The following is a 25,524-nucleotide window of genomic DNA, read 5'->3' as shown; positions in this document are numbered from 1 at the left end:
CAAATTGGGTGAGAGTATGGACGTACTGAGAGGATAAAGTAGGGTTGTCCATGTTCATAGCAACTATTTCAATGTGTGCAGCACTTCAATTGCTCATTTCTCTTTTCCCTAGAAAAAAGAAACACAGCTAAGTTTGCAGATTATATTTAGAAAGTCAAATTTTTAAAATGGCCTTCACAAAAGGAACAGTAATTTTACGTTGAGCAGCGAGTGAGGCTTCGTCTAATTGATTTAAAATCAACTGTAAATCATGCATGTTGCGGGCACAGCGGCTGATTAAAAATTGAGCTACAGTTGTTGGCAAGTCAAAGCCCCGCTTTCTGGCAAGTTGTTGTAAGGTTTTAATTTTTAACTCATCACTCAATTCACTGAGTTGCATGACCAAACCCCAGCTCAAACGAGAGCGCAGATCGGCTAAAGCAATTTTTATTAAGTGGATGGGCTGTCGGCTACTAATAAGTAAAATAGTTTCGCCTTGGTCACGTATCTTGTTGTAAAGATGAAATAAGGCTTCTTCCCACGCAGCATGTCCAGCGATTAAATCAATATCATCAATAGCAATGAGGGAGTGCTCCTCAACACCATCGATGCTCTCAGGCCCCCATTCTTTTAAAATTTGTAAAGGGAGATAAATGGTTGTTTTATGATAACTTAGAGTTTGACAACAACCTTGCAACAAATGAGATTTCCCACTGCCTGAGTTTCCCCAAATGGTCAGTAAACGTTCCCCTGAACCATCTAGACTTTTCGAAACCTGTTGTTGCAATAACTGATTGTTGTCCCAGCAAAAATCAGTTAGGGCTGCTTCATCATTAAGTTGGATTGCCAAAGCAAGTTGCCGGTTCATTTATTGGCGGCATTCCGTGAATAAGCTTTTTTGCCCCAGGTCCAGACATAATCCAAATAGCTGGCAGCGGTGGTTACAGCAGTTAGAAAAGTAAGTATGTCTACCAAATAAGTTGCAAAAGTAAAAAATGCAAGCTCAAAGAGGCAAAGAGTAACCAAGACGAGTTGCAAAGAGGTATTAATTTTACTTAGGAGGGTAGGCTCAAAATCAAGTTGTCGTTGAATAAACCAAAACCAGGCTAAAACACCAAAAGAAATGGTTAAATCACGTAAGAACACCAAAACAACCAACCACCAGGGTAATGAGCCAATGAGGGCTAAGGAAATAAAGCTTGAAGCCACAAGTAATTTATCTGCCATGGGGTCAATAAAAGAGCCTAAAGGGCTTTGCCATTGAAAATAGCGCGCAAGCCAGCCATCGAATCCGTCAGTAAGGCCTGCGATCAAAAATGCGTAAAAAGCCTTCATATATTCCTTTTCATAAAGAAATACCAAAAACGGTATTATCAGAAAGAAACGGAATATGGTGAGTGCATTAGGTATATATCTTAGAAATGGTAATTTAAACATACCCTCATCTGACTTAGGCTCTGTGTAAATACCTGCCTAGGAATTTATCGACATTTGTCCACAATCTAGTCGTAGTGCAGCTTGCGCTGTATCCAATGATTTACTGGATCCCTTATCAGGCGCAGGACGACAAATGTTGGTTTACAATGTCACAGTTTCCTAGTACAGGGCAATAATGTGTCAAGTGTATACAATACTTTTGTCACTGTCACGCTGTTGTGCCCTGCATTTAATTCAAATCGAAGATTTGCTTAAGCACTAAAGGCTAATCTCAATTTTTATCTCGCCAAATGCAGCCATTTCAGATGTGTTTAAGTTAAAGGATTATGAATGGCTGTACTAAGAAGAGTACTTCCTTTACACAAGTACATGGACAACAACGATACATGATGCCAAGGCTGAGAGAATAATTGATGCTGATAAAAGTTAAATAGTTGTGAATCTACTTCACGGGAGTTATGTGCTAATAATTGTTGTAACTCAATGCGAACAAGCTGCCATAATTCGCTTGTATTAAGTCCATAATGATGACTTAGATGGCTAATCCAATAGGCCAGGTTGCTCTGAATATTGCTATGTACAAATTTATTGCATAGCTCTGCTAAATTTTCGGTCATGACTTTGGAATTGGATTGAAAGTCAGGCTCAAAGGAGAATTCATAACTTGGATGTTGGCCACAGCTGAGATGGTCAATATCGCGTAGAATTAACGCTCTTGGTTGGTTATCTTGAAATGCAATTAAAGTATTTGATTGATGTACTGCAAAAGCAACCCCGTAACGCAATAATAAATGCAATTGTCCTGACAAGACACACTGGCAGTAGTTTTTGAAGTAAGCAATAGGAGATAAACCACTGGCATTTATAATCTCAATGAGCAGTGTCTTGTTGGATAAAGGAGAGGGGGCAAACAATGAACTTAACGGCAAAATTTGCTGCGCTTGATGGAGTTTAACAGCTGGATTTGCTTGCAAAAGGATAGCGAGCTGTTTAGTGGCAGTAGTTGGAGCTGTTTCCATTTTAGCACTTAAATAGGCGAGGTTTGCTACGATAAAAAGACGTTGTTGATAGTTTTCATGCGTTTCAAGCAAGCGATGAATCCTGCGGTATAAAATTAACCTATCATTATCAATGAGGGTTAAAGATCCTGTGTCTGACGCAGAAATGCTAGATAATCCTAAGGCTAATTTGAAATGGCAACTTCCTGTTTTTAAAGGCATTACCGTATTAAAAGGCATTGCTGGTTTGGCAAGTTGATGGTGGGGTATCAAAATTAATTCTTTATTATCAATCAGTTGTGAAAACTGATTCTGAATGTGGTTTCGCCATTGCCAGGGATGAATAGGAAGTGGGTAATATTGTTCAGGATCGTATCGCTTAAAAGCGAGTTGATGTTGCCAAAGTTGATATTCCTTGGGAAATTGGCGTGCTAGTAAATCCTGGTAATTATTTTCAATCCCTGACATATAAGCATGGTGTTTATGTAGGGCGCACCAATGAAGGCTGAGTTGGGCATTAAATTCTGGCGAATATTGTAAAACTTCACGACGACTAAAACCTATTTTTGCCCGGAAACACGGGTGATATGGGTTGCCAAGAGAACCCCATTGCTCAAGCAACTGCATGATTTCCTCAGGATTATTTTTTTGACAAAGCCAATCCCAGAAATTGGAAAAATGCCTTGCTTGTCTACTTAACTCTAGCTGCCACCATTGACGATAAGCCTGCGCCATTGCTTCATTAGCAATGGTTTCATCCAACTCCTGCTTTAATGATTGCCAGCTAAAAAATCTAGAGGCGGGTTGCTTGTATTTAAGTTGTGTTTGCAATTGCTCAAGAAAATCATGCACATGATGGCTTATAATGGGAGATGTGGTTAGACCTTCATTTATTGCTGCATGTTGTAATCGCCGCAAACACTCTCGATGAGCTTCTGCTATAAAATATTCAATCGAGCGTTGAGGTAAGCCAATGCCTATTTCAAACAGCAGAAAACGCAGTTGATGGCTTAATTCATGAAAATTTCCATAGGCTAGGGCCATAGTAGTCTCCAATAGCTACTCATGGTTAGTCATGAGTAGCTTAAGAATGAGGTGTTATTAAATATAAATGATAATCATTCTCATTTTCAAGAGGTGCTATCGTGGTGAAAAAGTTATTTTTTGGTAATGGAGGTAAGACACGCTAAAGCGATAAATAGCAAGGCTGCTATGAAAACAATGATGAAGCGTAGCCAAATAGCGATGAACTTACCGACAATTGCATGATTTGGGGCATGTGGATGGTATAACACAGGGATGCTATCCCCCACTTCATATTTATGAAGATAAAATCCGAATTGTCCAGTAAAGGTAATAGATTGGCCTTCTTTTGTCTGAAAACGAATAAGGGGATAGTGAAGTGTTTCGGCACGATTGACATTATTTTGTGAGGTTTTAGTGACAAAGCTGATTATTTTTCCATCAGTTTGTATGCTATTATGTGTAAATCGCCAGCCTTCGACAAAATAATAGCCGGAAAGAAGGAGGGTGACGACACTAGCCAGAATTAAGAAAAAAGTTAATTGTTTCATGGTAGTAAATGAAGAGGAATATAGCTAAATGTATAGCACAAAGGTAGGTATGCAAGAAAGATATGAAATCACAGTAGAGATGAACAAGTCCGGATTTTCAAATGATGAAGATGAAATACTTGTGACAAGGGGTATTTCTACTTGCATTGCCTTTGTAATGCAAGGTACCTATTCCGACGAGGAAAATACCTATACTGCTTGTTTTGGATTATATCATTGGTCTGGATTTCCTTTTGGATTCCAGGGCGATCCTGTTGCCTATGTTATCAATGAGCTTGACGAATTTTTTCAGCAGATGCGGGAAGAATTGGAAATAGAAGAAGAAATTATTGAAGTTCAACGGTTGCAATTTATTGGTGGGGAACATGCCCAATATGATGACGAATCAGGAGTGCTCACCCTAACTGGAACGGAGAAAGAGGTGAATGCTTTGCAAATAGCGGCAGTAAGGTTTAATTATGCTCGGGCTGGCATTAAGCTTTGTGCTCAGGCTATTTCTCATGCTCATTTTCTTACTTCAGGCGATCAGTCACTAGAAATAGCCGTGGGTTGTGATGATATCGATATAAGCTATCAGGAAGACGAGTATGAGTACGAGGATGAGAGTAGCATGAATTTTAGTGAGACGGATTCTCTTCGTTTTTCCGGTAAATGATTGCTATATTACCAATTAATTGTACTAGTTCTGCTGTAAGCTGCCCGCAAAGGTCGGCCGCTATCATCTGCCGTTCTTCCTTTTCAACACCATTGATTTTTACTTTAATCAATTCATGAGCAAGTAATGCGACATTGGTTTCTTCTACTATAGCTGGAGTTAAACCTTTGGCTCCTAAGAGGACAACGGGCTTTAAATGGTGCGCTTTGGCTTTTAACGATTGTCTAAATGCGGTGTCCATGAGGGACTATCCTTAATTAAATGGCGAATTATTGCACGTTTTGCTGGGAAAAGGTAGTAAATTTAAGTATTATGCAGTAATTCTTTAGTGAGTATAATAGTTATGCCCCGTTCCAAGAGTAGTAAACGCTGGTTACAGGAGCATTTTGATGATGTTTTTGTAAAAAAGGCACAAGCGGAAGGTTATCGCAGCCGAGCTGTTTATAAGTTAAAAGAAGTTGACGAAAAAGAGTATTTATTAAAACCTGGCATGACAGTTGTTGATTTGGGGGCTGCTCCAGGTGGATGGACACAATATGTTTCTGAAAAACTGGCAGGTTACGGCACGATTATTGCACTGGATATTTTACCCATGGATGTGTTGCCTGGGGTAATTTTTATTCAGGGTGATTTTCGGGAAGATGAAGTTTTTCAACAATTGATAAATATGGTTCCTGAACGAGGGGTAGACTTGCTTTTGTCAGATATGGCCCCAAATATGAGTGGTTCGGCCGCAATTGATATACCTAGAGCCATTTATTTAGCAGAGTTGGCTTTTGATTTTGGCGCTAAAATGCTAAAACCGGGAGGGTCTTTGCTGATGAAAGTGTTTCATGGAGTCGGATTTGATGAATTGGTTAAACAAGCGCGTGCGCAGTTTGATAAAGTAGTTATTCGTAAGCCCACAGCCTCCCGTTCTCGCTCGCGAGAAACCTATTTGCTGGCGAAGGGCTATAATTTATAGTAACGTTATCGTTCGTAGAAATACGTCACAAAACGAGGTTAATGCTTTGAACGACATGGTAAAAAATTTATTTTTGTGGCTGATTATAGCAATTGTGCTGGTCTCAGTGTTCAGTAATTTCGGCCCTCGCCACACGTCTGCTGAGAAAATATCTTACAGCAAGTTCTTGAAAGAGGTTGATCAAGGCATGATTAGTACCGTGACCGTTGAGGACAATAAAGTCATCAAAGGCCTAACGAAAAATAATCATCGTTTTGTCACTTATATGCCTATGCAAGATGATGCTTTGTTGGGAGAGTTACTGAAAAATCAAGTTGATGTCAGTGGACAGGAAAAGCAACAAGAAAGCTTCCTATTACATCTATTCATCAATTGGTTCCCAATGCTACTTCTGATTGGTGTCTGGGTTTTCTTTATGCGACAGATGCAAGGTGGCGGTGGTCGTGGTGCTATGTCATTTGGTCGCTCACGCGCGCGTTTACTTGGTGAAGACCAGGTGAAAGTTACATTTGCTGATGTCGCTGGTGTTGATGAAGCCAAAGAAGAAGTCAAAGAATTAGTTGATTTTTTAAGAGATCCCTCTAAATTTCAAAACTTAGGTGGTCGTATTCCACGAGGTGTTTTGCTAGTTGGTCCTCCTGGAACAGGTAAAACTCTGCTTGCCAAAGCAGTTGCTGGTGAAGCGAAGGTGCCATTTTTCACTATTTCCGGTTCAGATTTCGTGGAGATGTTTGTTGGGGTGGGGGCGTCAAGGGTTCGTGACATGTTCGAACAGGCAAAAAAACATGCCCCATGTATTATCTTCATTGATGAAATCGACGCTGTCGGTAGGCATCGTGGTGCAGGTCTAGGGGGGGGGCATGACGAGCGTGAGCAAACTTTAAACCAGCTATTGGTAGAAATGGATGGTTTTGAGGGCAATGAGGGGGTGATTGTTGTGTCTGCAACTAACCGCCCTGACGTTCTTGATCCGGCCTTACTGCGTCCAGGACGTTTCGACCGCCAGGTCGTTGTTCCTTTACCTGATATTCGTGGGCGTGAGCATATCCTTAAAGTACATTTGCAAAAAGTACCGATTGATAAAGATGTAGAAATATTACCAATAGCACGAGGAACCCCAGGATTTTCAGGCGCTGATTTAGCTAATTTGGTGAATGAGGCGGCGTTATTTGCTGCACGTGCAAATAAGCGCAAAGTAGGTATGATTGAACTTGATAAAGCAAAAGATAAAATCATGATGGGGGCTGAAAGACGCTCCATGGTCATGGATGAAAATGAGAAGAAACTTACTGCTTATCATGAAGCTGGTCATGCTATTGTGGGGCTTTCAGTTCCAGAGCACGATCCTGTATACAAAGTTACAATTATTCCTCGCGGACGGGCTTTAGGGGTAACAATGTTCTTGCCTGAGCAAGATCGCTATAGCCACAGCAAACGTCGCTTGGAAAGTCAATTATCAAGTTTATTTGGCGGGCGTATTGCTGAAGAATTAATCTTTGGCATTGAAAGCGTCACCACGGGGGCTTCAAACGATATTATGCGTGCCACCGAAATTGCACGCAAAATGGTTACTACTTGGGGGTTATCAACGCTTGGCCCGCTTACTTTTGGGGAAGAACAAGGAGAAGTATTCCTTGGGCGTACGGTTAATCAACATAAAGAAATTTCAGATAAGACTGCTCAGGAAATAGATCAGGAAGTTAGACAAATTGTTGACAGAAATTATCAAAGGGCAAAAGAAATTCTTTTGGCGAATATGGACAAGCTGCACATGATGGCCGAGGGGTTGATTAAATACGAAACGATTGATGCTAAGCAAATCCAAGAAATCATGTCGGGTCAAGAGCCCTCCCCTCCAGATGATTGGGAAGCTTCAAAGCTTATCGATAAGGATAAAAAAGGGGGGGATAATACAACTCCTAAAACAATAAATGGTAAACCAGTCGATAATCCTGCAGGTGGACATTAATAATTAAACTACTCCTGTATGTTACAGGAGTAGTTCTCACCTCAAAGAAAGTTGTTAGAACAGGGAGTTTTAGTGAGGAAAAGAGAGTTCAATTAGAATACTCCCTAAGTAAAGCCTTCTACCTATAATCAATTCAAGTGTTGTAATTTTTGTGATATCAGATGAATAACAAGCAATTTGAACAATGGCGCAAGCAATATGGTCAATCCAGCGGCTGGAGTCAGAAACCATTAATTATGGGTATATTGAATGTGACGCCAAACTCTTTTTCCGATGGAGGGCGATATTTAAATAGAGAAATTGCAGTGGCTCATGCGCTTCAAATGGTCGCCGCCGGTGCTGATATCATTGATATTGGTGGGGAGTCGTCCAAGCCAGGTGCAGAGCCTGTAAGTTGCTCAGAAGAATTAGCTAGAGTAATCCCTGTTATTGAAAAATTACGTGCAGAAACCGATGTTTGTATTTCTATTGACACTACAAAGGCTCAAGTAATGCAGGAGGCGGTGGCTGCCGGGGCTTCTTTAATTAATGATATTACTGCACTCAATGATCCTAAGTCCTTGCAAATAGCGGCACAACTTAATGTACCTGTTTGTTTAATGCATATGCAAGGTGAGCCAATGACAATGCAAAAACAGCCGCAATATTCGAATGATATTATTGATGAGCTTAATTCTTTTTTTCAGCAGAAAATTCATATTTGCCTTTCTGCTGGGATAAAATTTGAGAATCTAATTTTAGATCCCGGCTTTGGTTTTGGAAAATTACCAGAACATAATTTGCGAATAGTTAAGCATCTATCTGCTTTCAAAGAGCATAAGCTTCCTGTCATGCTTGGGGCATCGCGTAAAACAACTTTGGGCGTAATATTAGAAAAACCCGTGGAGCAGCGCTTGTTTGGCGGGTTAGCTATTGGTATGTTTGCAGCTTTACAAGGAGTAGCAATTCTTAGAACGCATGATATTAGTGAAACAAAGGAAGTTTTGACTATGTTAGAAGCAATTACCAATGGTCCTGGAATGAAATCAAAATCACAAAACTCAAATAGCATTGATGCTGAGATTGCGATGAGATAGGCTTGTGTGGGTTTTAATTACTTTAAAAATAGGCATTTCAAAAATAATTAGAGGGTATAAGGATGAATCAGCGCAAATATTTTGGTACTGACGGGATTCGTGGTCGAGTTGGTTTATCCAATATTAATCCTGAATTCATTTTAAAATTGGGTTGGGCCATAGGACGAGTTATTGGTAGTGATGAACATAGGAAAGTAATTATTGGCAAAGATACCAGGGTTTCTGGCTATATGTTGGAATCAGCTCTTGAGGCGGGACTTTCTGCAGCAGGGATCAATGTTGGTTTATTAGGGCCCATGCCGACTCCAGGAATTGCCTACCTAACACAGACTTTGCGCGCCAGTGCTGGAATTGTTATTAGTGCGTCTCATAACCTATTTGAAGATAATGGTATTAAGTTCTTTTCTGCTGAAGGAAGTAAATTTCCCGATGAACTGGAACTTGCAATAGAAGCAGAGATGGAGAAACCATTACAAACCGTTCCCTCACCAAAGCTAGGAAAAGCTACACGTATTAATGATGCGCCGGGTCGCTATATTGAATTTTGCAAATCAACAGTTCCATCTTTAACACGTTTGACAGGGCTTAAAATTGTTGTTGATTGTGCGCATGGTGCAACTTATCACATCGCTCCTAATGTTTTTAGCGAACTAGGGGCAGATGTTGTAGCTATAGGTAACAGACCAGATGGTTTTAATATTAACGAAAAATGTGGTTCGACAGCCCCTGAAGCGTTGTGTCAACAAGTTTTAAAGTCGGGCGCTGATATCGGTGTTGCATTAGATGGTGATGGAGATAGGCTTATCCTTGTTGACGCAGCAGGAAATATCGTTGATGGGGACCAAATTATTTACATCATTGCCAAAGATCGACATCAAAGAGGATTGTTACAAGGTGGAGTCGTGGGAACCTTAATGAGCAATTTTGGTTTGGAAATGGCTATTACAGAAATGGGGATTCCTTTCCTACGAACAAAGGTCGGGGATCGTTATGTGTTGGAAACCTTAAAGAAAAAAGATTGGAAAATTGGTGGTGAGTCGTCAGGCCATATTGTTTGTTTAGATAAAACAACAACAGGAGATGGGATTGTCGCTGCGCTACAAGTTTTAGCTTGCATGATGAGGCAACAAAAGACTTTACAGCAGTTGGTGACAGGAATTCAGCTATTGCCGCAAACCTTGATTAACATAAAGACGGCACATGCTGAGCAACTTGCGGAACATACTAGAGTTTTGGAAATAGTGGCAGCCCTCAGTAATGAATGGCATGGAGAAGGACGTATTTTGCTACGTCCCTCAGGAACGGAGCCTTTATTAAGAGTGATGGTTGAGGGGAGGGATAGTGATAAAGTTCAATCTCACGCTCAGAGACTTAGTAGCGAAATTATTGATATTGAAAAACAATATTTAGGGGCCTGATAACAGGCCCTAATTTTTACGCTTAGCCAGCCATGCAGTTAATCAACTCTGTATTAATATTGTCCAGTAATTTGGCGGTTTGTGTGGGTTTAAAAAAGAACAGTTGGCGATAATGAGTGTCCTGGTTTTTCCTAATGAAAGCCAATAAAGTGGTGCATAGCTGAGCCAACCATTCACAGATCTTATAGAATCCGCGATGTTTTTGAAGCGCTTCATAGCGTGGATCATCCATACTAGACTTTAGATTTTTTAGCGCGGGATGATTAGGATTAGACTCAAACAATAGACATCCTTGGTGCAGGTTGTAGATAGCTTGGCGAAGTAGCTCTCCCTCTCTTGGATAATTCATTGCCAAAATTTTCTGTTGCTGGTAGAGCGCGTTTAAGCCATCCCGCAAAGTTTGATGCTTTACTTCGGCCAATTGTTCTTTCCCAATCGGGAAGCTTGGTTTTAGATTGGTTAAAATTTGCCAAGAATTATGAGGATTTGGACATAAAGTTTGATAGGAGGAAAGTACAGTATATTTTGCTGATGTTCCGGTAGTGTTTAATTCAAAATAAATGTCACGCAACAACTGACAAGCTTGATTGTAACGCATTTCATCGCGAACATGAGTTTGCAAGGCAATAAATAATTGTTGATACCACTCTTGCAGCGGTAGGGGTATGGGATGTTTAATATCACGAATAAACCGATTCCAGGAATTAAGATTGTCTTGGTAACTAATGAGAATGTTGAATTTCTCAGAGATCACCTGTTCTCTAACTTGTGCCTCTTGGCGTAAAGGTTCCTCTGTTTTGCTGACAATTTCTTGTAAAGTGGTATCTAAATTAGTAATTTGCAAGCTGATAAAGTGTTGTGCTTGTTCTTTTTTCACCTCGTGATTACTGCAGTCAGGCAGACTGACTTGTTTTGCTTTTTTATACTTAAGATCTAATTTTAGACTACGTTTTTCATTCCGAAGCTCTTTTAATTCTTTATCTAAATTAGCAATGGTCTGAATAGCATTGAGACAGGTTTTACAATCTTTAATTTTTTCAAGATAGGTTGATAACTCCTTTTGACGCACAGATTCAGTGTTTTGTAGCTTGCTCAACTCTTCCGGGGTAAGCATGAAGCTCTCAACACCCTGCACTAATGACTGAGTCATGCGTAACTCCAGTATGCTCCTGTCTAAAGCTATGATTTCTGGCAAAATGCGTAAAGCATAATCAAATACATCTATTTTTTTACAAAGAGGTCCTAGACTGTCAATCACATCCGTTAGCAGAGTGACCTTGTTGACATTTGTCGGTGAATATCTGGAATTAAACTCACTTAACAAGTTAACAACTTCTTCCTGTAATTGGCTAATGCTATTATTAGATTTAGGTGTAACGGATGAAGTTTTAATATAACCTTCTGTGCGGCTTACGTACTGCGTTAAGGAGACAATTTGTGCGGTTAGTTGTTCGTGCTGATGTAAAAGCTGTAAGTAATGGAGTTCGCTTTGTCTTTGACTTAGATTTGTTTTAAAACTCGGATCCATACCCCAGGAGTACCAAGAGGATGGGTTAAAAGATGAGTTATACCAGTTGACTGCTTCTTCTTGTTCCGCGATGAATTGTTCTTTATCAGTAGCCAGTTGGTAATCATTTTCCAGCGTTAATCGGATATCCTCCACCAGGGTACTCTTCTTAATTTTAGAGTCTACACTAAGCAATTCAGCATTCATTTCTTCTATTAAACGAGTTTTATTGCCAATTTCTTCCTGGACGTCACTAAGAGAAATATTTTCGGCTAGCTCTTGTTGAGATTTCTCCAACTGCAGTTTTAAATTACTTAGATCTTCTTTTTCAAGGGTTAGCTTCTCAAAAATTTGTGAAGCATCCGAAGAGTTATCTGTGACTATAATATTTAATTTTTTCAATTGAATGACGAGTTCCTTCCGCATCAATAAGGCCTCAGCCACTTTAAGACGAGTGGTTTCCGTTTCTATGGTATGTAATTTTGTTTGCAAAATTTCTAAATAGGTATTAAGCAAATGTTGCTGTTGACGAAAATTATTAGGGGTATTAACCGCTATGAGAGGATCTTGCGCAATCAAATGATCATTATACGCTTTGACTAAACCTGGACAAACATTATCGAGATGTCCTTGTTGCTGAAGAATACTGTCTTGTATTTGACTACTTCGTGTTTCAACTTCATCTAACCTAACGAGGGATTTATTGATTTCTGCTTGCAAGATTACTACGTCTTGTTGTTCTGTAACCAGTTGTTGCCAATCGGTTAATTGAGTGCGAATATTACGTAATGCATACCAGATAGCAGCTAATTTTTCTGGAGGTTTGACATCCTTGGCAAAAAGCTCTTTGTATTTATCAAAGATAAGAGTTAATGACTCTAAAGTATAAGGTTGATTTAAGCTTCCCAATTCCCTTACTAAATCCATAATTTTATCTTTCATCACAGCACCTCCTTGCGCTTGTAATATTGATTCTAACGAATCTAATTAGATTGACAAGAGCCAATTAGATCTAAAATTTATCAAAAAAAGCAAAAAAAATAGGAAAAAGGGAGCTAACACTAGGATTTAAATAAAGTTTACTGTATAGTCACGCACCGTAATCCGCAGGGGAATTAATGAGGAATAAGATAGTAGCTGGCAATTGGAAAATGAATGGCAATGTTAGCCAAATTACATCTCTATTGCAGCAGTTACTTGCGCTGATGGATAGCTCAATCACTGCCAGTTGCGTAGTCATTCCTCCTTCAATTTACCTGGCTTTAGCACAGCAACTGCTTGCTACTAGTAAAATTAGTTGGGGTGCACAAAATGTGTATCCACAAGATGCGGGGGCTTTTACTGGAGAGGTATCTGGCCCAATGCTCAGAGATTATGGTTGCAAGTATGTATTAGTGGGCCATTCTGAGCGTCGACACTTATTTGGCGAAGATGAAAAATTTGTTGCGGATAAATTCCACCATGTGAAAGAACATGGTATGATACCGGTTCTCTGTGTTGGGGAAACCCTAGAGGAGCGTCAGCAAGGACTAACAGAACAAGTGTTAACTAAGCAATTGCTGGCAGTAACAGAGAGTAATAATCGGTGTTTTAAAGATTGCATAATCGCTTATGAGCCTGTATGGGCAATTGGTACGGGAAAAACTGCCCTGCCAGAGCAAGTGCAAGAGGTTCATTCCTCAATTAGAGCTTTGGTTAGTAAATTTAACCAAGATGATGCCAACCAATTATCAATACTTTATGGTGGCAGTGTAAATGAAAAAAATGCGAGCTCATTGTTTGCAATGCCCGATGTTGATGGTGGTTTAGTCGGTGGTGCATCGCTTAATGCGCGACAGTTTGTGGATATTGTAAAATGTATCAATTGATTCTAATGATTCACGTGCTGGTAGCCATAGCCGTAATTGGCTTGGTATTGATTCAGCATGGAAAAGGTGCCGACATTGGTGCGGCGTTTGGCTCTGGCGCTTCTAATACCGTGTTTGGTAGCCAAGGTACAGGCAGTTTTTTGTTCAAATTAACCGGCGGTTTGGCTTTGACTTTTTTTGTCACAAGTTTGTCTTTGTCGTATATGGTATCTTCTCAATATCATAAAGCAACACAGCAAGCCATACCTCAGCAAACCAATGTACCGGAAAGCAAAATTCCAGTGCCGGTTGATAGCAGTAAGAGCGGAAAATAATAACTAATCATGCCGAAGTGGTGGAATTGGTAGACACGCCGTCTTGAGGGGGCGGTGGCGTAAGCCGTGCCGGTTCGAGTCCGGCCTTCGGCACCATTTAATCCGAGCAATGTGAAATTATGCTATCACAATATTTACCAATATTAGTTTTTATCGCAATTGGCCTTGTAATAGGTCTTGCTATGTTGGGAGCTGGCTCACTGTTTGGCAAGCACAATCCTGACTCTGCTAAAAATGCTCCTTATGAGTGTGGCTTTGGTGCATTTGAAAGTTCACACATTCCTTTCGATGTTAGATTCTATTTGGTAGCTATACTTTTTATTATATTTGATTTGGAAACTGCCTTTTTCTTTCCTTGGGCTTTAGTTTTGCGTAAGATTGGCTGGTTTGGTTTTTCCGCGATGATGATCTTCTTAGGCCTATTGGTAATTGGCTTTATCTATGAGTGGAAGCGGGGCGCTCTTGAATGGGAGTGAGTTTTCTTTCATTTCTTAGCAGAAATGACCACAATGTTAAATTAAACCCAGATATTATAGAGGCTTGCTATGGCTGTTGCTGAATTGCAGAAAACTGGCTTTGTTACAACCTCAGTGGACAAATTGGTAGGTTGGGCTCGGAGCGGTTCAATGTGGCCCATGACCTTCGGTTTGGCGTGTTGTGCTGTTGAAATGATGCATGTTGGTGCCGCTCGGTATGATTTGGATCGATTTGGTATTATTTTTAGACCTAGCCCCCGTCAATCGGATGTAATGATTGTTGCCGGTACCTTATGCAATAAAATGGCACCTGCATTGCGTCGTGTTTATGATCAAATGCCTGAGCCCAGATGGGTAATTTCAATGGGGTCTTGTGCAAATGGCGGCGGATATTATCACTATTCTTATTCAGTTGTTCGTGGTTGCGACCGCATTGTTCCCGTCGATATTTATGTGCCAGGTTGTCCTCCAACTGCTGAAGCCCTTTTGTATGGGATTATCCAGTTGCAGAATAAAATTAGACGTAAGCAGATAATCGAAGCTTAAAGACCAGTACAGGTGCGTATCAGATGACAAAACTAACAAATTTGGCTGAAAAACTAACTACGGAACTGGATGGCTTGATCGCTTCAGTCACTTTAGCGAATGAAGAAATTACTCTAGAGTGCGAGGCTGGTTATGCAAAAGCTGCTTTATATCAGTTGCGTGACCATGAGGCTTTTGAATTCAACCAATTAATTGACCTGTGTGGTGTTGATTATCTTCTTTATGGTGAATATGACTGGGAGACTGAATCGGCAACAGAACATGGTTTTTCAAGAGGAGTTGAGCGCCAATCTGCAAAAGCCTATGCACTTTCTAAGCCCCGGTTTGCTGTTGTGTATCATTTATTGTCCACAACAAAAAATCATCGTGTTCGTGTAAAAGTTTTTTTGGATGAAGCACATCTAGTTGTGCCCTCAGTCCATGAAATATGGAAGTCGGCTAATTGGTTTGAGCGTGAAGCTTATGATTTATATGGCATTCTATTTGATGGCCATCCAGATTTAAGACGTATTTTAACGGATTATGGCTTTATTGGTCACCCATTTCGTAAGGATTTCCCGCTTAGTGGGCATGTGGAAATGCGTTATGATGCGCGTGTCCAACAGGTCATTTATGAGCCGGTGGATATTGAGCCAAGAATACTTGTGCCCAAGGTAATACGGAATGACAATCGTTATCTAGATCCTAAGAAACAAGGGGATGAGCAATGATTGAATTAAAAAATTATACGCTCAATTTTGGCCCACAACATCCAGCTGCTCATGGAGTGCTTCGCCTTGTAATGGAGTTGGAAGGTGAAACAATTGTGCGTGCCGATCCACATATTGGTTTACTTCATCGTGCTACAGAAAAATTGGCGGAAACCAAGCCTTATTTGCAAAACATTGGCTATATGGATCGTCTTGATTATGTATCAATGATGTGTAATGAGCACGCCTATGTGTTAGCCCTGGAAAAATTACTAGGTATTGAAATTCCTATTCGTGCGCAATATATACGCACTATGTTTGATGAGATTACTCGGATATTAAATCATCTTCTTTGGCTAGGAGCTACTGCCCTTGATATCGGTGCAATGACTGTTTTTCTATATTGTTTCCGAGAAAGAGAAGATTTATTTGATTGTTATGAAGCCGTCTCAGGGGCTCGTATGCATGCCAAATATTATCGCCCCGGTGGTGTGGCTCGTGATTTACCGAGCACCATGCCTCAATATAAACCTTCCCGCTGGCATAATGAGCGCGAAGTAGAAAAAATGAACGAGCATCGCCACGGCAGTTTGCTTGATTTCCTGTGGGCATTTACAGAGAGATTCCCTAAGTGTGTTGATGAGTATGAAACCCTGTTAACAGATAATCGTATTTGGAAACAACGAACGGTTGATATTGGCGTTGTTTCACCAGAAATGGCTCTGCAGTGGGGGTTTACAGGACCAATGCTGCGAGGCTCTGGCGTAGCCTGGGATTTGCGTAAGAAACAACCCTATGCTGTTTATGACAAAATGGATTTTGATATCCCTATAGGAAAAACGGGCGATTGCTACGATAGATACTTAGTACGTGTAGCAGAATTGCGTCAGTCCAATCGCATTGTCAGACAATGTATCGAATGGTTAAGAAAAAATCCTGGGCCAGTAAGAGTAGATGATCATAAAGTGACACCACCTACCCGTGAAAAGATGAAGCATGATATGGAAGCTTTAATTCATCATTTTAAATTATTTACTGAAGGTTTTTGCTTGCCACAAGGAGAGGTTTATACTGCTGTAGAGGCACCTAAAGGTGAATTTGGCATATATCTTGTCTCTGATGGCGCAAATAAACCATACCGTATTAAGATCAGAGCGCCGGGTTTCCCTCACTTGTCCAGCTATGATGAAATGGTTCGTGGACATATGCTAGCAGATGGTGTGGCAATTTTGGCAAGTCAGGATATTGTTTTTGGCGAAATTGATCGCTAGGGGTATAGTGACATTGCGACTACGAGGCAATTTGTCAATAAGTCTAGATTAAGCAAGCGAATACTCGCTTTAACTAAAATGTATTTAAAGGTTAGAAAGAATGTCTGAGAGTTCAGCTAAACTACTTCATCAATTTGTGTCTTCCTCAGGGATGGATGAAATTGATCATTGGATTGCTAAATATCCTCCTGCCGAAAAGCAATCGGCTGTTATGCGAGCGCTAATGGTTGTACAAGAGGAGCATGGGTATTTAACTCCGGAGATGATGGATGCAGTAGCTGATTATTTGGATATGCCTGCAATTGCTGTTTACGAGGTATCTACTTTTTACACGATGTATGAACACAAGCCTACAGGTCGACATCTAATCAATGTTTGTACAAATATTTCTTGTAAGCTTTGCGGCTCCTCACAAGTGGTTAGCCATTTAGAGAAAAAATTGGGTATTAAGCTTGGTGAAACATCGCCTGATGGCAAATATACCTTAAGATCAGTCGAGTGTTTGGGAGCCTGTGTGAATGCTCCAATGATGCAAGTTGATAAAGATTATCACGAAAACTTGACTCCTGAAAAAATTGACCAGGTTTTGGAACAGTACCAATGAACGAAGAGGTGAGTTGTCATGGTTGAATTAAATCAAGTCTGTTACCGAACATTTCACTTAGACAAGCCTTGGACGTTGGATGCTTATAAGAGTGTTGGTGGCTACAGCGCATGGCAGCGTATTTTGAAAGAACAAACGCCGCCGCAACAAATCATTGAAGAATTAAAAACATCAGCATTACGTGGTCGTGGCGGTGCAGGCTTTCCTACTGGTTTGAAGTGGAGCTTTATGAATCGCAATGCGCCTGTGCAGAAATACGTGGTATGTAATTCCGACGAAGGCGAACCTGGAACCTGCAAAGATCGTGAAATTTTAAGCCTTAACCCTCACCAATTAATTGAGGGAATGGCAATTGCAGGTTATACAATGGGTGCAACTGTTGGTTACAACTATATCCGCGGTGAGTTTTGGCTTCCATTTGAACGTATGGAATCGGCTCTGCGAGAAGCTTATGCAGCGGGGTTTTTAGGTAAGAATATTTTAGGCTCTGGCGTTGATTTTGATTTGTATAATCATTTAGGCGCTGGTGCTTACATTTGCGGAGAGGAAACCGCTTTACTAAATTCGTTAGAGGGCAAAAAAGGACAGCCACGATTTAAGCCACCTTTTCCAGCGAATTATGGCCTGTATGGTAAACCCACTACCATTAATAATACAGAAACTTTTGCATCTGTTCCGGTTATTCTAGAAAAAGGTGGAGAATGGTTTCTTAAGCTTGGTAAGCCTAATAATGGCGGAGCAAAATGCTTTAGTGTAAGTGGGCATGTCAACAAACCTGGTAATTTTGAAATACCTTTGGGAACGCCTTTTAAAATACTTCTGGAGTTGGCTGGAGGTGTGCGAGAGGGACGTAAAATTAAGGCGGTTATCCCTGGTGGCACATCGATGAAAGTTTTACCTGGTGACGTCATGATGAACCTTGATATGGATTATGACAGTATTCAAAAGGCTGGCTCCGGTTTGGGGTCAGGAGCTGTAATTATCATGGACGAAACGACTTGTATGGTGGATGCGCTTTATCGTATCTCTGAGTTTTATATGGATGAATCATGCGGACAATGCACCCCTTGCCGTGAAGGAACGGGTTGGTTGGTTCGCTTGATCCATCGTATTAAAGAAGGTCATGGAGAGCCCGGCGATATTGAAAAACTGGCTAATGTCGCAGATAAAATTGAAGGGCGTACCATTTGTGCTTTAGGAGAGGCTGCAGCATGGCCTGTACAGAGTTTCGTGAAGCACTTTTACCATGAATTTGATTATTTCATTAAGCATAAACGCTCGATCGTCGCAGCATAATTGAGAAGGTTAAACAATGGCTACCATTGAAATCGACGGTAAAACATTTGAAGTTGAAAACGGTAAAATGATTATTGAAGTTGCTGATGAGGCAGGAATTTATATTCCTCGCTTTTGTTATCACAAAAAACTCTCAGTAGCTGCAAATTGCCGAATGTGTTTGGTTGAGGTTGAAAACGGTCGAAAACCCGTACCAGCCTGCGCTACACCAATTACTAATGGGATGAAAGTTTTTACAAAATCCGAAGAAACTATTCGTTCGCAACAAGCTGTAATGGAGTTTCTGCTCATTAATCATCCGCTTGATTGCCCCATTTGTGATCAAGGCGGTGAGTGCGAGCTTCAAGATATCTCTATGGGATTTGGCTATGACTCATCGGAATACGAAGAAAGTAAAAGGTCTGTAGAAGATGATAACCTTGGGCCATTGATTTCAACAGAAATGACACGCTGTATTCACTGTACTCGTTGTGTTCGTTTTGGTGAAGAAGTTGCCGGTGTGCGAGAGTTGGGTGCAACTGGTCGTGGTGAGCACATGCAAATTGGAACTTACATCAAGCACAGCATTACCTCTGAAGTATCAGGTAATGTTATTGATCTGTGCCCTGTCGGTGCATTGACATCTAAACCTTTCCGTTTCTCTGCAAGAGCGTGGGAACTAGTGCAACATGATAGTGTAGCTCCTCATGACTGTTTGGGATCAAATATTCATTTGCATGTTCGCCGTAATGAACTTATGCGTGCTGTTCCAAGAGAGAATGAATCTATTAATGAAACATGGCTTTCAGACAGAGACAGGTTTAGTTATTTAGGATTAAACCATGAAGCTCGTGCAAGCCAGCCAAGGATAAAACGCAACGGACAATGGGAAACTGTAGATTGGACAACGGCGCTTAAATTTACAGCAGAAGGGATGAGTCGTGTCATTAAACAGCATGGCCCAGAACAGTTTGCCGCGTTTGCATCGCCCTCCTCAACATTAGAAGAGTTTTATCTATTACAAAAGCTAATGAGAGAGTTAGGGGTGAACAATGTCGATCATCGAATTCAACAAATTGATTTTCGTGATCAAGACAATCAAGCCACTACTCCTCGCAGTTCAATCAATTATGCTGAACTGGAAAATCAAAGTGCTTTACTTTTGTTAGGCACCAATATTCATCGAGAAGTTCCTCTTGCAGGTGTTCGTGTGCGTAAGGCATTTAGGAATGGTGCAAAAGTTTTCGCAATTAATTCTGTCGATTACGATTATCATTTTGAACTCGCTGGCAAAGCAATTGTTTCGCCGCAAGAATTGCCAATGCAGCTTGCAAAATTGGTCTTGGCAATGACAGATGACGTCACCAAGCTTCCTGAGGAAGTGCAAAAGCTATTACTAGGACTACAGCCCGATGAAGTAACTTCAATAATGGCGCAAGCTTTACGTCAGCCTAATGCAGCTATTGTCACTGGTGCTTTATGTGAAAATCATCCAGATGTGTCGCTATTACGCACTCTCATTAATTCAATTGAGCAACAAGGCGTAAGGGTATTAAGGTTAACCACAGGTGCAAACAGTGCTGGAGCTTGGCTGGCTGGCATGGTTCCTCACCGAACGGTGGCCGGAAGAGCAGTAGATTCTCCAGGAATGGATGTACAAACTGCATTGAATGCTAAGTTGAAGGGATATTTCCTTTTAGCGGTGGAGCCAGGTTACGATTTTGCTAATCCTTATGGTACTCGACAATCCATGTTAGGGGCTGAATTTGTAGTATTGCTTTCTGCGTTTCAAAATGAATCAATGCAAGACTATGCTGATGTAATATTGCCGATAGCACCTTATGCTGAAACTTCTGGCACTTATATCAATATCGATAATGTTTGGCAAACGGTAAAAGGGGCTCAACCCCCCCACGGTGAAGCTAGACCAGCTTGGAAAATTATAAGAGTTTTGGGGAATTTACTTCATTGCAAGCATTTTGATTATGTTTCTACAGAAGAAGTGCTTAATGAAATTAAATCATTGGCTAATATGACCGCGGAAATTAAATACCAACCTTATTATTCAGAATCGTTACCACCAAGTAGTCATGATTTGGTTCGTGTAGGTGAATGGCCTTTGTATCGCTCTGACATGATAGTTCGTCATACACAGGCGCTACAAAATTGTGCTGCTGCAGAAGCTGCATGTATAAGAATTCATCCAAGGACAGCGGACAGATTAAAATTAGATAAGATTGCTACTGTATCTCAAGGTGATATTGAGATAACATTGCCGCTAAAACGTGATGAACGTATAGCACCAGATGTTGTCTGGGTAGTAAACGCAATGCCAGAGACAATAGACTTAGGGCACTCTTTTGCTGCAATAACTATAAAGCGCTAAGGTAAAAATATGCTACAAGATATTGGCATTTTGCTGTGGATCATTATTAAAATTTTGGTGATAGTTGTACCTCTTTTGATAGCGGTAGCGTATCTGACCTTTGCCGAACGAAAAGTCATAGGTTACATCCAAGTGAGAATTGGTCCCAATCGGGTGGGTTGGCGTGGTTTAACCCAGCCCTTTGCTGATTTGTTTAAGCTTATTACGAAAGAGATCATTGTCCCGACAAAATCAAATAAGTATTTGTTTGTAATAGCACCATTATTTGCTTTAGCGCCAGCTCTTGCTGGTTGGGCAGTTGTGCCTTTTTCTGAGGGAATTGTTCTCGCTAATATTAATGCTGGAGCATTGTATTTATTCACTATTAGTTCGCTTGGCGTTTACGGTGTGCTTATCGCTGGTTGGGCTTCAAATTCCAAATACGCCATGTTTGGTGCATTAAGAAGTGCTGCACAAACTGTATCTTACGAAATCGCAATGGGCTTTGCATTTGTAGGGGTTTTGTTAGCCGCAGGCAGCATGAATCTAACGGACATTGTCATGTCGCAACAAGGTGGTATATGGCATTGGTGGTTTTTGCCCTTATTACCTCTTTTTATTGTCTTTTGGATTGCAGGTATTGCTGAAACGAATCGCGCGCCTTTTGACCTAGCAGAAGGTGAGTCAGAAATTGTTGCAGGCTTCCATGTTGAATATTCAGGTATAGGATTCGCTTTATTTTTCCTTTCTGAGTATGCCAGCATGATTTTAATTTCTACAGTTATGGCCTTGCTATTTATGGGCGGCTGGTTGTCTCCATTTGAAGGAATACCTGTATTAAATAATATTTTCTTTGTTGTACCAGGCTTTATCTGGTTGTTTGCTAAGGTAGCATTTTTCCTCTTCGTTTATTTATGGATACGTGCAACCTTCCCGCGTTACCGTTACGATCAGCTAATGCGTTTAGGATGGAAAGTATTGATCCCGGTGACCATCGTTTGGATTATTGTTACAGCCTTAATGGTAGTAACTGAGCTGAAACCGTGGTTTTAACCAGTATTAATTGAGCAAGCTAATGAAACAAGCATATCAACACATTAAACACTACCTGCGCAGCTTCTTACTATTGGAGCTGTTCTCTGGTTTAAAATTAACCGGTAAATACTTCTTTAAGAAAAAATTTACAGTACAATTTCCAGAGGAAAAAACACCATTATCTCCCCGTTTTCGTGGGATGTTAGCTTTGAGGCGTTATCCAAATGGTGAGGAAAGATGTATCGCGTGCAAATTGTGTGAAGCTGTATGTCCTGCACTAGCTATCACTATTGAGTCCGAGCCGCGTGAAGATGGTTCAAGGCGCACAACACGTTATGACATCGATATGTTTAAATGCATCAACTGTGGCTTGTGTGAAGAGTCTTGCCCAGTTGATTCAATCGTTGTAACTCCTATCCACCATTATCATGTCAGTGAGCGTGGTCAGAATATTATGACAAAGGAAAAATTACTGGCTGTAGGTGATTTGATGGAAAAGAAATTGGCCGCAGATAGAGAAGCTGATAAGAAATGGCGCTAATGGGGTGAGAGATGCATGATTTATTTTTACAAGTAATATTCTACATTTTTGCTGGAATAGCGCTGTTATCTGCGCTAATGGTTATTACTCAAAATAACCCTGTCCGGTGTGTATTATTTTTGGTGTTAACTTTTTTTGCAAGTGCGGTTCTTTGGATCATTGCTGAAGCTGAATTTCTAGCGCTTATTCTAGTGTTGGTCTATGTAGGTGCGGTTATGACCCTGTTCTTATTCGTTGTAATGATGCTTAACATTGATGTTGAGTCAATGAAAGTTCATTTTGTGCGTTATTTACCCTTTGGCTTGATCTTGGTAGCCTTATTAACGGGGCTATTGCTGGTAGCTCTTCCAGATAATACGTTTAATAAAGCTGTAGAAGCAGCTGCCACAATCCCTACCATAAGTCCGAATATCGATGAGGAAAATTATGTTGCTCCACTAAAACCTACGTCGAACACGGAAACAATCGGTATGGTTCTTTATACGGATTATGTTCTTGCTTTTGAAGTTGCTTCAGTATTGTTATTGGTAGCAATTATATCTGCTATTACTCTCGCTCATCGAGGAGCAATCAGATCTAAGCGTCAAGATATTAAAAAGCAAATAATGACACGTAGCGAAGACAGAATTGAACTTATCCAAATGAAATCAGAGAAATAACTAGGAATACACTGAATGATACCAGTAAATAATTATCTGATATTAGCTGCCATTATGTTTGGCTTAAGCCTAGTAGGCATTATGCTAAATCGCAAAAATGTCATATTGTTGCTTGTTTGTATAGAGTTGATGCTATTGTCAGTCAATACCAACTTTATAGCTTTCTCCCATTACTACGGTGGTGTGGCTGGAGAAATTTTTGTTTTCTTTATTCTAACAGTAGCTGCAGCAGAGGCAGCGATAGGTTTGGCGATTGTAATGTTGCTCTATCGTAATCGGGGCAATATCGATGTTGACAAGATGAATCATTTAAAAGGTTGATAATGAGCATACAACAACTTTGTCTCGTAATTGTTCTGGCGCCACTTTTTGGCTCGGTGGTTGCTGGCTTTTTTCGCAATCAGATAGGTCGTGTTGGAGCACACACTGTCACTATTGCTGGCGTGGGTCTAGCATTAGTATTGTCCACTTATGTAGCGATTGAGATTTTTAGTGGTGCCAGTGAGTCAGTAAACGTTAATCTTTTTACTTGGGCTAACGGTGGAGAGTTATTTCCTTATGCTTTTCATATTGGTTTCCTAATAGATCCCTTAAGTGTGCTAATGTTGGTCATTGTGAATTTTGTCTCATTCCTTGTACACATTTACAGCATTGGCTATATGGACGATGATGATGGTTACCAAAGATTTTTTAGCTACATTTCATTATTTACGTTTATGATGTTAATGCTAGTTAGTGCGAATAATTTCTTACAATTATTTTTTGGTTGGGAAGGGGTAGGCTTAGTTTCCTATTTATTAATCAGCTTTTGGTATCATAAAGAGTCAGCTATAGAAGGAGGCTTAAAGGCTTTTATTGTAAACCGTGTGGGCGATTTTGGTTTCATTCTAGGTATTGCAATGATTTTAGCTTACACAGGTAGCCTCGATTATGACACAGTCTTCCGTAGTGCCAATGCATTGGCCGGACAAACTATAGAACTATTTTCTGGTCATGCTTGGTCGCTAATCACTGTTATTTGTTTATTACTCTTTGTAGGTGCGATGGGCAAATCGGCTCAAGTGCCATTGCATGTTTGGTTACCGGAATCAATGGAAGGCCCTACACCCATTTCTGCATTAATTCATGCTGCAACCATGGTTACTGCTGGCGTATTTATGATTGCGCGGATTTCTCCATTAGTAGAGCTATCAACTACTGCCTTAACCACAATCTTGGTTATCGGAGCAACAGGTGCCTTGTTTACTGGTATATTGGCTCTCGTGATGAATGATATTAAACGAGTAGTAGCGTATTCAACGCTGTCACAACTAGGCTATATGATGGTTGGAATGGGAGCTTCTGCTTATAGTGCTGGCATGTTCCACTTGTTAACTCATGCTTGCTTTAAAGCTTTATTGTTTCTTGGCGCTGGCTCGGTCATTATTGGTATGCACCATGAGCAGGATATGCGCAAAATGGGTGGTCTCTGGAATAAGATGCCGATTACTTATGTGACTTATTTTATTGGCAGCTTAGCTCTTTGTGCAATTCCACCATTTGCCGGATTTTATTCCAAAGATACTATTATCGAAGCAGCAAAGCTTTCTGAGATTCCAGGCAGTGGTTACGCTTATTATTGTGTGGCTATCGGGGCGATGGTAACCGCACTTTATACTTTCCGTGCTCTATTTATGACTTTCCATGGTAAACCAAGAATGGATGAGCATACCTTGTCTCACATTCATGAGTCACCCTGGGTTGTATGGCTCCCCTTAGTGCTGCTGGCTATACCGTCAGTAATCATTGGTTATGTCTTGTATATGCCGATGTTATTCGACACACCCACCTTATTAGGGAGATCCCTATTTGTACTTCCTGAGCATAATGTGCTAGGCGAAATTGCTAAAGAAGTTTCTTCGCCGTGGCAAGAAGCATTGCACTCCGTGACTTCCGTGACTTTCTGGATCACTATTGCGGGGATATTGATTGCGTGGGTTTGCTACATTGCAGTGCCTTCCATTCCTACTTTTTTGGCACAAAAATTTTCATGGTTGTACCGCATTCTTATGAATAAGTATGGCTTTGATGCCTTAAATAACCTTGTAGTTGTTCGCGGATCAAAAGCTTTAGGACGCTTCTTCTATAACGTAGGTGATCAAAAACTTATTGATGGGGTGATCGTTAATGGTACTGGTCGCACTGTCAGATGGTTTGCGCAGAGAGGACGCGCTTTTCAAAGTGGTTATTTATATCATTATGCGACTGTAATGGTATTTGGTCTTTTTATTTTCTTATGCTGGTTGTTACTAGGCTGATTATAAG

At 40.6% G+C, this 25,524-nt stretch carries 25 protein-coding genes and 1 tRNA gene; 20 read left to right on the top strand and 6 right to left on the bottom strand.

The annotated features are described in order from the left end of the window. Window positions 1-154: 154 nt before the first annotated feature. From hda to Lbru_RS15055, 4 genes are all read right to left on the bottom strand, one after another. The gene (gene hda, locus Lbru_RS15070; protein ID WP_058442953.1) at window positions 155-847 is read right to left on the bottom strand and encodes a DnaA regulatory inactivator Hda; all 693 of its coding nucleotides are present in this window, start codon (window positions 845-847) and stop codon (window positions 155-157) included. Then, window positions 844-1,416: a CDP-alcohol phosphatidyltransferase family protein gene (locus Lbru_RS15065; protein ID WP_058442952.1), complete on the bottom strand. Its 573-nt coding sequence runs from the start codon at window positions 1,414-1,416 to the stop codon at window positions 844-846. Before Lbru_RS15065 ends, hda begins: the two co-directional genes overlap by 4 nt. A gap of 311 nt (window positions 1,417-1,727) precedes the next feature. Next, entirely contained in the window at window positions 1,728-3,458 is a 1,731-nt protein-coding gene (locus Lbru_RS15060; RefSeq protein WP_058442951.1) for an IucA/IucC family protein, read from the bottom strand. Window positions 3,459-3,571: 113 nt separating this feature from the next. Continuing rightward, a complete protein-coding gene (locus tag Lbru_RS15055) occupies window positions 3,572-3,988 on the bottom strand; it encodes a DUF3592 domain-containing protein (protein ID WP_058442950.1) in 417 nt (138 codons plus the stop codon). 28 nt (window positions 3,989-4,016) lie between these two features. Here Lbru_RS15055 and Lbru_RS15050 point away from each other — a divergent pair, with 28 nt between their 5' ends. Next, a complete protein-coding gene (locus Lbru_RS15050; RefSeq protein ID WP_058442949.1) occupies window positions 4,017-4,643 on the top strand; it encodes a hypothetical protein in 627 nt (208 codons plus the stop codon). On the opposite strand, the gene Lbru_RS15045 is transcribed toward Lbru_RS15050, so the two are convergent. After that, the gene (locus Lbru_RS15045; protein WP_058442948.1) at window positions 4,606-4,884 is read right to left on the bottom strand and encodes a YhbY family RNA-binding protein; all 279 of its coding nucleotides are present in this window, start codon (window positions 4,882-4,884) and stop codon (window positions 4,606-4,608) included. The two genes, Lbru_RS15050 and Lbru_RS15045, sit on opposite strands and share 38 nt — an antisense overlap. A gap of 102 nt (window positions 4,885-4,986) precedes the next feature. Between Lbru_RS15045 and rlmE the strand changes: the two genes are divergently transcribed. From rlmE to glmM, 4 genes are all read left to right on the top strand, one after another. After that, window positions 4,987-5,607 (top strand): 23S rRNA (uridine(2552)-2'-O)-methyltransferase RlmE, encoded by a 621-nt coding sequence (gene rlmE, locus Lbru_RS15040; protein ID WP_058442947.1) that lies wholly within the window; start codon window positions 4,987-4,989, stop codon window positions 5,605-5,607. A gap of 55 nt (window positions 5,608-5,662) precedes the next feature. Next, window positions 5,663-7,576, top strand: coding sequence for an ATP-dependent zinc metalloprotease FtsH (gene ftsH, locus Lbru_RS15035; protein ID WP_058442946.1), 1,914 nt, complete (start codon window positions 5,663-5,665; stop codon window positions 7,574-7,576). Window positions 7,577-7,737: 161 nt separating this feature from the next. Further along, complete coding sequence (folP, locus tag Lbru_RS15030) at window positions 7,738-8,652, top strand: dihydropteroate synthase (protein ID WP_065235478.1); 915 nt, start codon at window positions 7,738-7,740, stop codon at window positions 8,650-8,652. 62 nt (window positions 8,653-8,714) lie between these two features. Continuing rightward, a complete protein-coding gene (gene glmM, locus Lbru_RS15025) occupies window positions 8,715-10,070 on the top strand; it encodes a phosphoglucosamine mutase (protein ID WP_058442945.1) in 1,356 nt (451 codons plus the stop codon). Between the two features lie 22 nt (window positions 10,071-10,092). Here the strand turns inward: glmM and Lbru_RS15020 are convergent, their stop codons facing one another. Next, a complete protein-coding gene (locus Lbru_RS15020; RefSeq protein ID WP_058442944.1) occupies window positions 10,093-12,519 on the bottom strand; it encodes a coiled-coil domain-containing protein in 2,427 nt (808 codons plus the stop codon). Between the two features lie 176 nt (window positions 12,520-12,695). Between Lbru_RS15020 and tpiA the strand changes: the two genes are divergently transcribed. The 15 genes from tpiA to nuoL all read left to right on the top strand — a co-directional run bounded on the left by tpiA (window position 12,696) and on the right by nuoL (window position 25,517). Continuing rightward, window positions 12,696-13,445: a triose-phosphate isomerase gene (gene tpiA / locus Lbru_RS15015; RefSeq protein WP_058442943.1), complete on the top strand. Its 750-nt coding sequence runs from the start codon at window positions 12,696-12,698 to the stop codon at window positions 13,443-13,445. Continuing rightward, complete coding sequence (gene secG, locus Lbru_RS15010; RefSeq protein WP_058442942.1) at window positions 13,433-13,759, top strand: preprotein translocase subunit SecG; 327 nt, start codon at window positions 13,433-13,435, stop codon at window positions 13,757-13,759. Before tpiA ends, secG begins: the two co-directional genes overlap by 13 nt. 11 nt (window positions 13,760-13,770) lie before the next feature. Beyond that, a tRNA-Leu gene (locus tag Lbru_RS15005) sits at window positions 13,771-13,855 on the top strand. A gap of 23 nt (window positions 13,856-13,878) precedes the next feature. Beyond that, window positions 13,879-14,235: an NADH-quinone oxidoreductase subunit A gene (locus tag Lbru_RS15000; protein WP_058442941.1), complete on the top strand. Its 357-nt coding sequence runs from the start codon at window positions 13,879-13,881 to the stop codon at window positions 14,233-14,235. Window positions 14,236-14,304: 69 nt separating this feature from the next. Next, complete coding sequence (locus Lbru_RS14995; protein WP_058442940.1) at window positions 14,305-14,781, top strand: NuoB/complex I 20 kDa subunit family protein; 477 nt, start codon at window positions 14,305-14,307, stop codon at window positions 14,779-14,781. Window positions 14,782-14,804: 23 nt separating this feature from the next. Beyond that, complete coding sequence (locus Lbru_RS14990) at window positions 14,805-15,491, top strand: NADH-quinone oxidoreductase subunit C (protein WP_058442939.1); 687 nt, start codon at window positions 14,805-14,807, stop codon at window positions 15,489-15,491. Beyond that, the gene (locus Lbru_RS14985; protein ID WP_058442938.1) at window positions 15,488-16,741 is read left to right on the top strand and encodes an NADH-quinone oxidoreductase subunit D; all 1,254 of its coding nucleotides are present in this window, start codon (window positions 15,488-15,490) and stop codon (window positions 16,739-16,741) included. The genes Lbru_RS14990 and Lbru_RS14985 overlap by 4 nt, the downstream gene beginning before the upstream one ends. A 100-nt stretch (window positions 16,742-16,841) precedes the next feature. Beyond that, window positions 16,842-17,345 carry an NADH-quinone oxidoreductase subunit NuoE gene (gene nuoE / locus Lbru_RS14980; RefSeq protein WP_058442937.1) on the top strand — a complete coding sequence of 168 codons (504 nt, stop codon included), beginning with the start codon at window positions 16,842-16,844 and terminating at the stop codon, window positions 17,343-17,345. An 18-nt stretch (window positions 17,346-17,363) separates the two neighbouring features. After that, window positions 17,364-18,641: an NADH-quinone oxidoreductase subunit NuoF gene (gene nuoF / locus Lbru_RS14975; RefSeq protein ID WP_058442936.1), complete on the top strand. Its 1,278-nt coding sequence runs from the start codon at window positions 17,364-17,366 to the stop codon at window positions 18,639-18,641. 16 nt (window positions 18,642-18,657) lie between these two features. Further along, the gene (nuoG, locus tag Lbru_RS14970) at window positions 18,658-21,006 is read left to right on the top strand and encodes an NADH-quinone oxidoreductase subunit NuoG (protein WP_058442935.1); all 2,349 of its coding nucleotides are present in this window, start codon (window positions 18,658-18,660) and stop codon (window positions 21,004-21,006) included. Window positions 21,007-21,015: 9 nt separating this feature from the next. Further along, the gene (gene nuoH, locus Lbru_RS14965) at window positions 21,016-22,038 is read left to right on the top strand and encodes an NADH-quinone oxidoreductase subunit NuoH (protein ID WP_058442934.1); all 1,023 of its coding nucleotides are present in this window, start codon (window positions 21,016-21,018) and stop codon (window positions 22,036-22,038) included. 22 nt (window positions 22,039-22,060) lie between these two features. Then, complete coding sequence (gene nuoI, locus Lbru_RS14960; RefSeq protein ID WP_058442933.1) at window positions 22,061-22,561, top strand: NADH-quinone oxidoreductase subunit NuoI; 501 nt, start codon at window positions 22,061-22,063, stop codon at window positions 22,559-22,561. A gap of 11 nt (window positions 22,562-22,572) precedes the next feature. Continuing rightward, complete coding sequence (locus Lbru_RS14955; protein ID WP_058442932.1) at window positions 22,573-23,220, top strand: NADH-quinone oxidoreductase subunit J; 648 nt, start codon at window positions 22,573-22,575, stop codon at window positions 23,218-23,220. A gap of 15 nt (window positions 23,221-23,235) precedes the next feature. Next, complete coding sequence (gene nuoK, locus Lbru_RS14950; protein ID WP_058442931.1) at window positions 23,236-23,541, top strand: NADH-quinone oxidoreductase subunit NuoK; 306 nt, start codon at window positions 23,236-23,238, stop codon at window positions 23,539-23,541. A gap of 2 nt (window positions 23,542-23,543) precedes the next feature. Beyond that, window positions 23,544-25,517: an NADH-quinone oxidoreductase subunit L gene (nuoL, locus tag Lbru_RS14945; RefSeq protein ID WP_058442930.1), complete on the top strand. Its 1,974-nt coding sequence runs from the start codon at window positions 23,544-23,546 to the stop codon at window positions 25,515-25,517. The last annotated feature ends 7 nt before the right edge of the window (window positions 25,518-25,524 follow it).

The organism is Legionella brunensis (genome assembly GCF_001467025.1).
Taxonomy (GTDB): Bacteria; Pseudomonadota; Gammaproteobacteria; order Legionellales; family Legionellaceae; genus Tatlockia; species Tatlockia brunensis.
This window is presented reverse-complemented; position numbering and strand designations above follow the sequence as displayed.

Coding starts and splice junctions, on each gene's coding strand:
- nuoF (WP_058442936.1), top strand. CDS start 17,364: ATGGTTGAATTAAATCAAGTCTGTTACCGAACATTTCACTTAGACAAG.
- hda (WP_058442953.1), bottom strand. CDS start 847: ATGAACCGGCAACTTGCTTTGGCAATCCAACTTAATGATGAAGCAGCC.
- nuoL (WP_058442930.1), top strand. CDS start 23,544: ATGAGCATACAACAACTTTGTCTCGTAATTGTTCTGGCGCCACTTTTT.
- nuoI (WP_058442933.1), top strand. CDS start 22,061: ATGAAACAAGCATATCAACACATTAAACACTACCTGCGCAGCTTCTTA.
- secG (WP_058442942.1), top strand. CDS start 13,433: ATGTATCAATTGATTCTAATGATTCACGTGCTGGTAGCCATAGCCGTA.
- Lbru_RS14995 (WP_058442940.1), top strand. CDS start 14,305: ATGGCTGTTGCTGAATTGCAGAAAACTGGCTTTGTTACAACCTCAGTG.
- Lbru_RS15065 (WP_058442952.1), bottom strand. CDS start 1,416: ATGTTTAAATTACCATTTCTAAGATATATACCTAATGCACTCACCATA.
- Lbru_RS15060 (WP_058442951.1), bottom strand. CDS start 3,458: ATGGCCCTAGCCTATGGAAATTTTCATGAATTAAGCCATCAACTGCGT.
- glmM (WP_058442945.1), top strand. CDS start 8,715: ATGAATCAGCGCAAATATTTTGGTACTGACGGGATTCGTGGTCGAGTT.
- Lbru_RS14955 (WP_058442932.1), top strand. CDS start 22,573: ATGCATGATTTATTTTTACAAGTAATATTCTACATTTTTGCTGGAATA.
- nuoG (WP_058442935.1), top strand. CDS start 18,658: ATGGCTACCATTGAAATCGACGGTAAAACATTTGAAGTTGAAAACGGT.
- nuoE (WP_058442937.1), top strand. CDS start 16,842: ATGTCTGAGAGTTCAGCTAAACTACTTCATCAATTTGTGTCTTCCTCA.
- Lbru_RS14990 (WP_058442939.1), top strand. CDS start 14,805: ATGACAAAACTAACAAATTTGGCTGAAAAACTAACTACGGAACTGGAT.
- Lbru_RS15050 (WP_058442949.1), top strand. CDS start 4,017: ATGTATAGCACAAAGGTAGGTATGCAAGAAAGATATGAAATCACAGTA.
- Lbru_RS15055 (WP_058442950.1), bottom strand. CDS start 3,988: ATGAAACAATTAACTTTTTTCTTAATTCTGGCTAGTGTCGTCACCCTC.
- Lbru_RS15020 (WP_058442944.1), bottom strand. CDS start 12,519: ATGAAAGATAAAATTATGGATTTAGTAAGGGAATTGGGAAGCTTAAAT.
- Lbru_RS15045 (WP_058442948.1), bottom strand. CDS start 4,884: ATGGACACCGCATTTAGACAATCGTTAAAAGCCAAAGCGCACCATTTA.
- Lbru_RS14985 (WP_058442938.1), top strand. CDS start 15,488: ATGATTGAATTAAAAAATTATACGCTCAATTTTGGCCCACAACATCCA.
- ftsH (WP_058442946.1), top strand. CDS start 5,663: ATGGTAAAAAATTTATTTTTGTGGCTGATTATAGCAATTGTGCTGGTC.
- folP (WP_065235478.1), top strand. CDS start 7,738: ATGAATAACAAGCAATTTGAACAATGGCGCAAGCAATATGGTCAATCC.
- nuoK (WP_058442931.1), top strand. CDS start 23,236: ATGATACCAGTAAATAATTATCTGATATTAGCTGCCATTATGTTTGGC.
- tpiA (WP_058442943.1), top strand. CDS start 12,696: ATGAGGAATAAGATAGTAGCTGGCAATTGGAAAATGAATGGCAATGTT.
- rlmE (WP_058442947.1), top strand. CDS start 4,987: ATGCCCCGTTCCAAGAGTAGTAAACGCTGGTTACAGGAGCATTTTGAT.
- Lbru_RS15000 (WP_058442941.1), top strand. CDS start 13,879: ATGCTATCACAATATTTACCAATATTAGTTTTTATCGCAATTGGCCTT.
- nuoH (WP_058442934.1), top strand. CDS start 21,016: ATGCTACAAGATATTGGCATTTTGCTGTGGATCATTATTAAAATTTTG.